9 protein-coding genes are annotated in these 11,853 nt (G+C 54.3%); 5 read left to right on the forward strand and 4 right to left on the reverse strand.

What is annotated here, in order from left to right:
- Positions 1-79: 79 nt before the first annotated feature.
- From yidC to rpmH, 4 genes are read right to left on the reverse strand one after another with little or no spacing between them, the layout of a single operon-like run.
- Positions 80-1,738, reverse strand: a complete 1,659-nt coding sequence (gene yidC / locus BM155_RS06510; protein WP_074901814.1) for a membrane protein insertase YidC — start codon at positions 1,736-1,738, stop codon at positions 80-82.
- 8 nt (positions 1,739-1,746) lie between these two features.
- Positions 1,747-1,980: a membrane protein insertion efficiency factor YidD gene (gene yidD / locus BM155_RS06515; RefSeq protein ID WP_074901817.1), complete on the reverse strand. Its 234-nt coding sequence runs from the start codon at positions 1,978-1,980 to the stop codon at positions 1,747-1,749.
- On the reverse strand, positions 1,977-2,372 hold the full coding sequence (gene rnpA, locus BM155_RS06520) for a ribonuclease P protein component (protein ID WP_067157154.1): 396 nt from the start codon (positions 2,370-2,372) through the stop codon (positions 1,977-1,979). Before rnpA ends, yidD begins: the two co-directional genes overlap by 4 nt.
- 33 nt (positions 2,373-2,405) lie before the next feature.
- Positions 2,406-2,540 carry a 50S ribosomal protein L34 gene (gene rpmH / locus BM155_RS06525; protein ID WP_067157157.1) on the reverse strand — a complete coding sequence of 45 codons (135 nt, stop codon included), beginning with the start codon at positions 2,538-2,540 and terminating at the stop codon, positions 2,406-2,408.
- A gap of 538 nt (positions 2,541-3,078) precedes the next feature.
- Between rpmH and dnaA the strand changes: the two genes are divergently transcribed.
- From dnaA to BM155_RS06550, 5 genes are all read left to right on the forward strand, one after another.
- Entirely contained in the window at positions 3,079-4,590 is a 1,512-nt protein-coding gene (gene dnaA, locus BM155_RS06530) for a chromosomal replication initiator protein DnaA (protein WP_067149794.1), read from the forward strand.
- A 48-nt stretch (positions 4,591-4,638) separates the two neighbouring features.
- The gene (gene dnaN, locus BM155_RS06535) at positions 4,639-5,745 is read left to right on the forward strand and encodes a DNA polymerase III subunit beta (protein WP_067149798.1); all 1,107 of its coding nucleotides are present in this window, start codon (positions 4,639-4,641) and stop codon (positions 5,743-5,745) included.
- Between the two features lie 124 nt (positions 5,746-5,869).
- Entirely contained in the window at positions 5,870-6,976 is a 1,107-nt protein-coding gene (gene recF / locus BM155_RS06540; protein ID WP_074901820.1) for a DNA replication/repair protein RecF, read from the forward strand.
- A gap of 18 nt (positions 6,977-6,994) precedes the next feature.
- Positions 6,995-9,415 (forward strand): DNA topoisomerase (ATP-hydrolyzing) subunit B, encoded by a 2,421-nt coding sequence (gene gyrB / locus BM155_RS06545; protein WP_074901823.1) that lies wholly within the window; start codon positions 6,995-6,997, stop codon positions 9,413-9,415.
- Between the two features lie 229 nt (positions 9,416-9,644).
- A complete protein-coding gene (locus tag BM155_RS06550; RefSeq protein WP_074902023.1) occupies positions 9,645-11,852 on the forward strand; it encodes a sensor histidine kinase in 2,208 nt (735 codons plus the stop codon).
- The last annotated feature ends 1 nt before the right edge of the window (position 11,853 follow it).

The following is an 11,853-nucleotide window of genomic DNA, read 5'->3' on the forward strand; positions in this document are numbered from 1 at the left end:
GCCGCAGTTGCGGCCCCTTTTGTGTTTTGGCGGTCTATCGCTCCAGAACCGCATTTTGGTTTCCGGAGCAGGGGCGGGGTTATACCTTGCCCGCGTCCACCTGTTTGTTGATATACCAAGTCTGCGCAATGGTGATCAGGTTGTTGGCGATCCAGTAGAGCACCAGACCGGCCGGGAACCATAGGAAGAAAAAGGTCATCATCACCGGCATCAGTTGCATGATACGCGCCTGCGTCGGGTCTGTCGGCTGTGGGTTGAGCTTTTGCATAAACCACATGGACAAGCCCATCAGAGCGGGCAGGATAAAGTAGGGGTCCTTGGCGGACAGATCGTGGATCCAGAATATCCAGGGCGCGTGGCGCAACTCCACTGTCTCGGTCAGCATCCAGTAGAGAGCGATAAAAACCGGCATCTGCAGCATAATTGGCAGACAGCCGCCCATCGGATTAATTTTCTCCCGGCGGTAGAGCTTCATGGTCTCCTCCGCCAGCTTCTGCCGGTTGTCTTTGTATTGCTCCTGCAGCTTCTTCATCTGCGGCGCGAATTTACGCATGCGAGCCATGGACTTGGTGCCAGCGGCGGACAGGGGGAAGAGCAGCGCCTTGATGAACACCGTCAAAAGGATAATGGCCCAGCCCCAGTTGCTGGCGATATGGCTCTGGATAAAATGCAGGACGCCAAACAGAGGCTTTGCGATCCACCATAGCCAGCCGTAATCCACGGTGAGGTCCAGGTAAGGGGAGATTTCTTCCAGGCGGTAGACGTCTTTCGGGCCCGCATAAAAAGCGGCGCTCAACGTTCCCTGGTTGCCGGGGGCAATCGCGACCGGCGGCGAGGTGAACCCCATGCGGTAGAGCCCACCGGACAGCTGGCGCAGCTCGAAGGTATTGCGCTCGTCCTGAGGCGGAATCCAGGCACTGAGGAAGTAGTGCTGGACCATGGCCACCCAACCGCCCTCGACGGTTTCGCGGGTCGGCTTTTCGGCAATATCCTCAAAGTCCTGCTTGAAGTAGTTTTCTTCGGTAGTGTGCATCGCCGCACCGAGGAAGGGGGACACGCCGATGCCTACGTCGACCGGGGGTTCTTGGTCGTCACGCTTGATTTGCCCGAACATGGCCGCGGACCAAGCCTCGCTACTGCGGTTGTCCACCAGGTAGGTGACGTCGATTAAGTAGTCCCCGCGGTGGAAGGTGAACCGCTTGGTAATGTCGGTTTCTCCCTGGTTGAGCGTCAGATCCACGGTGAGGGTGTCTTGGCCCTCCTTCAGTGCGTACTTGGTTTCCGCAACGGTGAATAAGGGGCGGCCAGCGGCGCTGTCGGTGCCGTTCTGCCCGATTAAACCACTTTGGGCGATATAGGTATGGTCGCGGGTCTGGTTCAGCAGTATCAGCGGGCGATCCGGAGTGTGCAGTTCCTCTTCATACCGGCGCAGTGCGACTTTGACGATGTCTCCGCCGCGGGGATCGATCAATAAGTCAAAAACGTCTGTGGTGACGCTGATCAACTTGCGTTGCGCGTCACTCTTGCCGGCGGCGGTGTCGCTCTGTGCTTCTAGTTGTGGTACGTCGTTGTCGGCCCGTGTTTGTGTGGCTGGACTGCTGGTGGGGAGTTCCTCACGCACCACTGTCTCTCGATCGGGAATCGGCGCGCGCCGCTCCTGAAAGTCGTTCCACTGGTATATCAAGGCCAGGACCACTGCGGCGATGCCGCCCAACAGTGTATAGCGTTGCCAATCCATCTTTTTACCTAGGAGTCTTTGTCTGTGGGGGCGGGGGGGACGGGGTCCGGGCCGCCGGGATGCCAGGGGTGGCATTTTATAAGGCGTAGGGCGGTTAAATAAGCCCCTTTTAGGAATCCATGCCTTATTAATGCCTCTTCCGCATAATGTGAGCAGGTGGGGTAGAAGCGGCACTGGTTGCCTACCCATGGGCTGGCCAAATAGCGGTAGAGGTGTATCAGTTTGATCGCCAGCCAGCTCATTTGCGGCTTACCTGTTGTGGCTGCTGTGCGCGGTTCGCCAGTTTGCGCCAGAGTTTGTTCAGTAACTTGGCCAGTGCGGCTTTGTCCAGCTCTGCGACGCCGGGGCGGGCCAGGACAATGGCATCCACGGCTGGCAGATTGTGTTGGTTGAGCCGGAAGGTCTCGCGGGCAATGCGCTTGATACGGTTGCGATCGCTGGCATTGCGAACGTGCTTCTTGGCGATAACCAAGCCGAGACGGGGATGGTCGAGGTCGTTGTGACTGGCGAGGATCAACAGATTCGGGTGTGCCGCACGTATTTGGCGCTTGGCGTTGAAGACCGCACGATATTGCGCCGCGGTCAGCAGGCGCAGCGGCTTGGCAAAACCGAAGTCGCTGCGCGCCTGTTGCATATATAGGAGGGTGCCCCGTTGCCGGGTACAGAATTATGCAGACAGGACTTTGCGACCTTTGGCACGGCGGCGGGCCAAAACCTTGCGGCCGTTTTTGGTTGCCATACGGGCGCGGAAACCGTGGGTGCGCTTGCGCTTCAAGTTGCTGGGTTGGAATGTGCGTTTCATTGTCTTGCTACCTGGGACTTTGTATTCGGAAACTCCTGGGCCCGCCCTGGCGGGGCTTTGCCCAGTCGCCGCTCCAGTGCCGGCAGGCCGGCGAAAGCGGAGCAATGCGCTGCAAAGGCGGCGGATTGTATAGAAAGGCACCAGCGAAATCAACGCGAACGGCGGGGAAAATCAACGCCTCGGCCCCGGTGCTTGGGAATGGACACGCCGCTGTTGGCGGCAAGTAATTGAGGCGACAGCAGTATTTCGGAATTCCCACCGATTGGCCCCAAGATATACACAGATCGCTGTGGATAACGTCTGTGGAATTCTTTTTGCGGGTTGCTTAATTAGTGGTCAAACCTTTGATAACAAGGGGATTTTTGTCACAAGATTTCCAATAATTGCCCACTTGCTTGTGGATAACCCTGCGGTGCAAAGGTATACTGCGCAGATCACTCGGTTGGGTCCGTTGCCATCCACAGAGGCGGTATCGTACCTGTCTGCCGCTGCCCATTTTTTGGGTCTTGTCTTTATTTAAGGGGTTTTGGGGGGTTTCTTGTCTGAATCCGTTTGGAAGCAGTGTGCTAGCTGTTTGCAGGATGAATTGCCCGCACAGCAGTTCAATACCTGGATAAGGCCACTGCGTGTCAATCCGGCGAGTTCCGCGGGCGAATTGCGGCTGTTGGCCCCCAACCGCTTTGTGCTCGACTGGGTGGCGGATAAGTTTCTCAACCGCATTCGCGAGCTGTTACAGGAATTTTCCGGTGGTCAACCGATCCAGGTGGTATTGGAGATTACAGAAAGGCGCCCGGCGCGTTTTCAGCGTACCCGCGTGGCCGCGCGCCAGTCGGCTGCGACTGCTCAGCCGGCGCCCGCAAGGGGATTTTCCGCCGCACGGGTAGCGCCCCATCCGGCAGTGCAGGAGGAGGGGAGCGCGGAGCAAATCACCAGTGGAGAGCTGGCGTTGACCGACCTGCGCGGGGGGGGCGCTCAACGGCCGGGCGCCGAACCCGTGCGCAATGTAGAAGTGGAAGGCGCGATCAAGCACGGCAGCTCTTTAAACCGCAATTTCACCTTTAAATCCTTTGTTGAGGGCAAGTCCAATCAGTTGGGCTTGGCGGCGGCACAACAAATTGCCGACAACCCTGGCGGCGCCTATAACCCGCTCTTTATTTACGGAGGTGTTGGCCTCGGCAAGACCCACCTGATGCACGCGGTGGGCAATGCGCTGGTGGAGCGCAATCCCAATGCCAAGGTGGTCTATTTGCATTCGGAGCGTTTTGTTGCGGACATGGTCAAGGCGCTGCAATTAAACGCGATCAGTGACTTTAAGCGGTATTACCGCTCGGTAGACGCACTGTTAATTGACGATATCCAGTTCTTTGCCGGTAAAGAGCGCTCCCAGGAAGAGTTTTTCCACACGTTCAACGCATTGCTCGAGGGCGGACAGCAGATCATCCTCACCTGTGATCGTTACCCCAAGGAAATTGACGGCTTGGAGGAGCGATTGAAGTCCCGCTTTGGCTGGGGGTTGACGGTAGCGGTGGAGCCACCAGAGCTGGAGACCCGAGTGGCCATCTTAATGAAGAAGGCGGAGCAGGTGGGTGTGGACCTGCCCCATGATTCCGCTTTCTTTATCGCCCAGCGCATACGTTCCAATGTGCGTGAGCTGGAAGGGGCACTGCGGCGGGTGATTGCCAACGCCCAATTTACCGGCCGACCTATCGATGACCTGTTGGTACGGGAGGCGTTGAAAGATCTGCTGGCGCTGCAGGACAGGCTGGTAAGCGTAGATAATATTCAGCGGGTGGTGGCTGAGTACTACAAGATTAAGGTGTCGGATCTGCTCTCCAAGCGTCGCAGCCGCTCGGTGGCGCGGCCACGCCAGGTGGCGATGTCCCTGGCCAAGGAGCTGACGAATCACAGTCTGCCGGAGATCGGCGATGCCTTTGGGGGGCGGGATCACACCACAGTGCTGCACGCTTGCCGCAAGATTCGCGAGTTGCAGGAGACGGACGCGGATATCCGCGAGGACGTTAAGTTGCTGACCCGCTCGTTGACAACCTGATTCAATGACTGACGATAACCGATAAATCCAAGCAAGGCGAAATTACCGATGAAATTCAATGTGAGCCGGGACGCCCTATTAAAACCGCTACAACTGGTCGCCGGCGTTGTGGAGAAGCGCCAGACGTTGCCGGTGCTGGCTAATGTGTTGATTCAGCTGCAGGGGCAGGAACTGTCGCTGACCGGTACCGATCTGGAAGTGGAAATCGTCGGCCGCCTGCCGGTGGACGGAGTGGAAATGGAAGGGGAGGTGACCGTACCGGCGCGCAAGTTGTTGGATATCTGCCGGTCGCTGCCCGATGGCGCCGAACTTAAATTTGAGCGCGATGGTGAGCGCCTGGTGCTGCGCAGTGGCCGCAGCCGTTTTCTGCTTTCCACACTTCCCGCAGCGGATTTCCCCAATCAGGACGAGACCAGTGCCCAGACCCGTTTTGCGATTTCACAGCGGGAAATACGCCGTTTGATCGAGGCCACCAGCTTCGCCATGGCGCAGCAGGATGTGCGCTACTACCTGAACGGTCTGCTGTTGGAGTGTCGCCCACAGCAGCTGCGTGCCGTGGCCACCGACGGGCACAGGTTGGCGCTCTGTGACCGCGATGCACCGGGACTGAATGTCGATGCACCCATTCAGGCGATTGTGCCGCGCAAGGGGGTGTTGGAGCTGGGGCGCCTGCTGGAGGATACCGATGCACAGGCGGAAGTCGTGCTCGGAAGCAATCATATCCGCGTTGTCAGCGGTCAGTTCACCTTCACATCCAAACTTGTGGATGGGAAGTTCCCGGACTATGAACGTGTGCTGCCGCGTGCGGCGGGCAATGAAATCTATGCTGATCGTCAGGCATTGCGCCAAGCTTTCTCGCGCGCCGCTATTCTTTCCAACGAGAAATATCGCGGTGTGCGCCTGCAGGTGTCCGAGGGGCTGCTGCAGATAGTGGCCAATAACCCGGAGCAGGAAGAAGCTGAGGAGCAGTTGGTGGTGGATTACGTTGGCGAACCGCTGGAGATCGGTTTCAACGTTTCCTACCTGCTGGATGTGACTGCCGCGATCCATAGTGAAAAGATCCGCATTGGCCTCGCAGACGCCAACAGCAGTGCCTTGATTCAGCAGCCCGAAGAGGGGGATTCCCTCTACGTGGTTATGCCAATGCGGCTCTGATTGTCAGCAGTGCCCGTTTCCTTAACACCGCTTCTCGTCACCGCCATATCTCCGGATATGGCGGTCTTTTTATGGGAGTTTCATCCGGCTCCTGCCACTTTGTTCTGTAAACGGTATGCTAGCCGTGGCTTTGAATCGTCTTGAGCTGAGCAACTTCCGCAATATCACTTTCGCTGAACTGTCTCTGGTACAGGGGGTGAATCTTTTCTGCGGTCCCAACGGCAGCGGAAAGACGTCTCTGCTCGAAGCGGTACATATGCTCTCTACCGGTCGCTCGTTTCGCTCCAGAAAACACAAGGCTGTGATTCAGGAGGGTGCACTTGGCTTGACCGTTTTCGGCCGGCTTTCAGGTGGCGATAGCCTTGGGGTAGAGCGGCTCGCAGATGGTGGGGGGCGCATACGGATCAATCGCGCACCTGCGTCCTCCAGTTCACAGCTGGCTAGCTGCCTTCCGTTGCAGGTGATTAACAGCGACAGTTTTTCGGCGCTCGATGGTGGTCCCGGTGTGCGCCGGCGTTTGTTGGACTGGGCAGTGTTCCACGTGGAACATTCCTTTGCCGAGGCGTGGAAAAACTATCAAATCGCACTGAGTCAGCGAAATGCGTTGCTCCGCCGTGGTAAAATTGTGCCGGATTTACTTTCGGTATGGGAACGCAGACTGGCGGAGAGTGGAGAGCATGTCGACGCGTTGCGTCAAAGGCTTTTCGCTGGACTTAATGCTGCCTTAACGGCCTTGCTTAAGTCGTTGCCCGATTCCCCGTTATCGCGGATTGAAATGTCCTATCGGCGCGGCTGGCGCAAAGAGGTTTCCCTGATTCAGGCACTCGAAGAATCGCGCCAGGGGGATCTGGCACAGGGCAATACGCGGGTGGGACCGCATCGGGCTGATCTCAGGTTTTCTGCCTCTGGCGAAGCCGCCCACCAGATTCTATCCCGTGGCCAGCAGAAAATGCTGGTCTGCGCCTTGCGTACCGCGATGGCTGAGCTTGTCTGTCGTCACCGGGAAAAGCCTGTGTTCCTGGTGGATGATCTGCCATCGGAATTGGATGAGTTGAATCAATTACAGTTCGCCCGTTGGGTTAGCCGCTGTGCCAGCCAAGTGTTGGTTACCGGAATTGAGGTGGAGGCGACCAGTCGCCCCTGGCTTGCGTTATCCCCACCCTGGAACAGCCCCAAAGTGTTCCACGTGGAACATGGGCATATCAGTGCCGAGTCTTCGGCCGCGACATAAGTTTGATGGAGTGAGTAAATGTCAGAGCAGCAAAGCTATGACTCCAGCAGTATCAAGGTATTGAAAGGGCTGGATGCCGTGCGCAAACGCCCGGGTATGTATATCGGCGATACGGATGACGGCACCGGCCTGCACCACATGGTGTTTGAGGTGGTGGACAACTCCATCGACGAGGCGTTGGCAGGGCACTGTGATGAAATCCGAGTGATCATTCACCCGGACCAGTCAGTATCCGTGGCGGACAACGGGCGTGGCATTCCCACCGAAATCCACCCGGAAGAGGGGGTGTCTGCAGCGGAAGTGATCATGACTGTGCTGCATGCCGGCGGAAAGTTCGACGATAACACTTACAAGGTCTCCGGTGGTCTACACGGCGTGGGCGTATCCGTGGTGAATGCGCTGTCGGAAGAGCTAAAGCTGACCATCCGCCGCGGTGGAAAGGTCCACGAGCAGGTATACCGCCACGGCGTTCCCGAAGCGCCCCTGGCTGTCGTTGGTGAAACAGACACCACCGGTACCACAGTGCATTTCAAGCCTTCGCCGGAAACCTTCTCAAATATTGAATTTCACTTCGATGTACTGGCCAAGCGGCTGCGGGAGCTCTCTTTCCTCAACTCTGGTGTGCGCATAGTGCTGAAGGATGAGCGCAGCGGCAAAGAGGAGATCTATGAATACGAAGGCGGCCTGAAAGCGTTCGTTGAGTTCCTGAACCAGAACAAAACTCCAATTAACAAGGTACTGCACTTCCAAAGTCAGCGCGAAGATGGCATTGGCGTGGAAGTGGCGCTGCAGTGGAATGACAGTTTTCAAGAAAATATCTACTGCTATACAAACAATATTCCGCAGCGGGATGGCGGCACACACCTAGCAGGTTTCCGCGCTGCTTTGACCCGCGGTCTGAACAACTACATCGAAAAAGAAGGTTTGGGTAAAAAGGATAAGGTCAGCACCACTGGTGACGATGCCCGCGAGGGATTGACGGCGATTATTTCCGTCAAGGTTCCAGACCCAAAATTCTCTTCGCAGACCAAAGACAAACTGGTTTCCTCCGAGGTGAAGCCTGCGGTAGAGCAGGAAATGGGGCGGCATTTCAACGATTACCTGCTGGAAAACCCCCAGGATGCCAAGTCGGTTGTGACCAAAATGATCGACGCCGCCAAAGCGCGTGAAGCGGCGCGCAAAGCGCGTGAAATGACCCGCCGCAAAGGGGCGCTGGATATCGCCGGTTTGCCCGGTAAATTGGCGGATTGCCAGGAAAAGGACCCGGCTAAGTCAGAGCTGTATCTGGTGGAGGGTGATTCTGCCGGTGGCTCCGCCAAACAGGGACGCGATCGCCGCACTCAAGCCATATTGCCTTTGAAGGGTAAAATATTGAATGTGGAGAAGGCGCGTTTCGACAAAATGCTGTCGAGCGCCGAAGTCGGCACTCTGATTACCGCACTGGGCTGCGGTATCGGCAAAAGCGAGTTCGACCCGGACAAGCTGCGTTACCACTACATCATCATCATGACCGATGCCGACGTGGACGGCGCCCATATTCGCACTCTGCTGCTCACTTTCTTCTTCCGCCAAATGCCGGAACTGATTGAGCGCGGCCACGTCTATATCGCTCAGCCGCCCTTGTACAAAATCAGCAAAGGCAAGCAGGAACAGTACCTAAAGGATGAGGCGGCACTCACCCAGTTCCTCACCAATGCTGCACTTGAAGGCGCCAGTCTGTTCGTCAACCCAGATGCTCCGCCGCTTTCCGGTGAGGGGCTGGAGGCCTTGGTAGGTGAATACCGCGCAGTTTTGGCGACGATTGACCGCCTGTCACGCCTCTACCCCGAAGAGGTGATGCGCAGCATGATTTACCTGCCCAGCCTAGCTCAGAGTGATCTGGAATCCCTGGAAAAAATGGAAGCTTGGTGTGAGCAGTTGCGGGAGCGCCTGGCCGAGGAAGGTAATGGCGGTGGTCGTCGCCACGAGGTCACATTGAAGGAAAACACGGAACGCGGCCTTCATTTGCCCCATGTCCGCGTAATCGCCCATGGAGTCGGTACCGATTATCCCTTCGGGCATGAATTTTTCGATTCCGCTGAATACCGCTCGATCTGTACCTTGGGCGAGAAGCTTCAGGACCTGTTGGAAGAGGGGGCCTATGTCCGCCGTGGTGAGAAGCAACAGCCGGTGACAAGCTTTCCCGAAGCGCTGGAGTGGCTGATGAATGAAAGCCGCCGCGGCTACGGTATACAGCGCTACAAGGGCCTTGGTGAAATGAACCCCGATCAGCTGTGGGAAACCACCATGAACCCTGAGAGCCGCCGCATGCTGCAGGTAACGGTGGAAGACGCCATCGCCGCGGACCAGATCTTCACCACGCTGATGGGCGACCAGGTGGAACCGCGCCGGGAGTTTATCGAGAGCAATGCGCTGGCAGTGGAAAACCTGGATGTATAAGGGATTGGCTGTCAGATCTCAGGAACTTTGCTCTGGAGTCTCAAGTCCATGCTCCCCAGTCTCAGACAAATACGCCGCGGCAGGGGAGGCACCCTCCTATTGAGTGACAAGTTAAAAACATATTTTGTCTGATAATTCACATTATCTAACGCAACTCGAAATAGAAGCTACTGACGTAATTTTGAGCTAACGCGTGCGAAATAGTGACAAAAGGTAGGCAATGCCAGCTATGAGCCGTCCAACCTACAAAATCCGACCGGCCGCAAGACTGATCAGAACAATCGGCCAAGATTTAATCAAAGATGTCTATGCGGCTATCGTCGAACTGGTTAAGAATTCATACGATGCAGATTCACCTAATGTAGTTATCTCCTTTAACTACGAGGAGAAAAGTAGTCGCTTAACGATCAGTGTTGAGGATCATGGGCATGGAATGAGCTCAGATATTGTCTGCAATCAGTGGCTCGTTCCCGCGACTGACGACAAACTGAAAAGGCGAACCAGTGCAAAAAAACGCGTCTTACAGGGCAGAAAGGGGATAGGGAGGTTCGCCGCAGCCATTTTGGGACAGCGTATCCTTCTTGAAACTACACAAAGTGGTACCACTACCTCACTGATTCTGGATATGGAGGAGCTGGAGTCCACTCAATATTTGGATGAATTTGATATTCCGATAGATGTCGTTAAGACGGGGAAGCCAGATGGCACAAGGTTGGAAATTGAGAAGGATGGAATAAGCTCGGAACAAGTTAAGGCTATATGGACCCCAAAACAGATCCATAAGCTACTTGTTGAGCTACGTAGCCTCACTGCACCTGCAGAGGTTTATGAAACCGCAAAATCTCAAGGCTTTGAGATTCAGCACGACAAATTCGAAATAGAGTTGCGATTCAACAAGTTCCCTGATGATAAATACTCTGACCAAACTATCGAGATTAAACCATTCCCAGTATTAGACCTATACGACTATAAGATCTCAGGGAAAGTTGATGCGAACGGAAACGCTGAGCTGGAATTTGAAAACCAAAATATCCCTTCTTTACCCCCCCAACATATATCACTAAATATTCCTTTAGACAGCGATAACGGCCAAACATACCCTGGCGAGATATTTTTAGATCTACGTGTATACGATCGTGATCCTGATAGTATTGAAAATATCATTAAGCGAGGATTGAAAGATCCGACAACGGGGGAGTACGTCGGAAAACAAGAGGCTAGAAAAATCCTTGATGAGTACTACGGAGTAGGAATTTATCGAGAGCAGTTCAGGATAAGGCCGTACGGAGAGCCGTCTTTTGATTGGCTCGAACTCGATAAAAAAAGGGTACAAGACCCTTCAAATAATATAGGGCACAACCAAACAATAGGTTTTGTGTATATTCGCTCTGAAGAGCAGTCCGGACTGAAGGAAAAAAGTGCTCGAGATGGTCTTGTTGAAAATGGGGCCTACTCAGGCTTAGTAACTCTTGTTTCTCAGGCAATCAATCAGCTGGCCACAAGAAGAAGACAGTACCGACAGCAGGCGTTAAAAGGTGGGCGCAGGAGAACACTACAGGACGAAGTTGACTCCCTTTTCGATTTTGATGATACCCGGAAGCGAATCAACAAAGAGCTTAATGAACTAGGGATTGCTCGCAGTGATAGAGAGCGCGTAGGTGTTGTTGTCGATAAAGTTTTGGATGATGAAAAGCAAAAAAAATCCGCAATAGCTAGGAAAATAAGAGACACGATTGCGATTTATCAGGGACAAGCAACACTTGGGAAAATTACTCATGTACTGCTGCATGAGGGGCGTAAGCACATAAAGTATATTTCTGAAACCGTTCCAAGAATAGCAAACTGGTCCCTTCAGATGGCGGATGGACCAAACGAGAGCCTGTCCCAAAAAATAGAAGAACGTGGAAGCAAAGTGATCACACATGCCAAAGGGTTGAGCCATTTATTCGCCAGAATTGAGCCACTCGCAAGAACCCGGCGCGCCCCAAATAAAAACTTAAATTTAAAAAAAGAAGTTGAAGCCACATTTAACATCTTTGCTTCTGAGTTAAATTCAGCACAGATTTCCTACGAAGTGGATGCTGAAGAAAAGAATCTAAGTATCAATGGTAACGAAATGGACTTTATCACGGTCCTTTCAAACTTGATTGAAAACAGCATCTATTGGTTGGGCTACTCAACCTCTACAAATAAGAAAATAAGCGTTAACATCTTTAGGGATAAAAATCATGTTTTGCTTGAATACTTTGATAATGGTCCTGGTTTCCAGGGGGACAACTTAAGTTTAATGTTTGAGCCTGGTTACAGTATGAAGCCAAATGGCACAGGACTTGGATTGGCATTGGCTGGAGAAGCTATAGGTAGACTTGGCGGCAAGATTGAAGCAAAGAAAACTAAAATTGGTGCTTTGTTCGAAATAATTTTCGGGGGGGATTGAG

Source organism: Microbulbifer thermotolerans (assembly GCF_900112305.1).
GTDB lineage: Bacteria > Pseudomonadota > Gammaproteobacteria > Pseudomonadales > Cellvibrionaceae > Microbulbifer > Microbulbifer thermotolerans.

Excerpts from the sequence above, each read along its gene's own strand:
- BM155_RS06550 (WP_074902023.1), top strand. The coding sequence starts at position 9,645 with ATGAGCCGTCCAACCTACAAAATCCGACCGGCCGCAAGACTGATCAGA.
- rpmH (WP_067157157.1), bottom strand. The coding sequence starts at position 2,540 with ATGAAACGCACATTCCAACCCAGCAACTTGAAGCGCAAGCGCACCCAC.
- yidD (WP_074901817.1), bottom strand. The coding sequence starts at position 1,980 with ATGAGCTGGCTGGCGATCAAACTGATACACCTCTACCGCTATTTGGCC.
- gyrB (WP_074901823.1), top strand. The coding sequence starts at position 6,995 with ATGTCAGAGCAGCAAAGCTATGACTCCAGCAGTATCAAGGTATTGAAA.
- dnaN (WP_067149798.1), top strand. The coding sequence starts at position 4,639 with ATGAAATTCAATGTGAGCCGGGACGCCCTATTAAAACCGCTACAACTG.
- yidC (WP_074901814.1), bottom strand. The coding sequence starts at position 1,738 with ATGGATTGGCAACGCTATACACTGTTGGGCGGCATCGCCGCAGTGGTC.
- rnpA (WP_067157154.1), bottom strand. The coding sequence starts at position 2,372 with ATGCAACAGGCGCGCAGCGACTTCGGTTTTGCCAAGCCGCTGCGCCTG.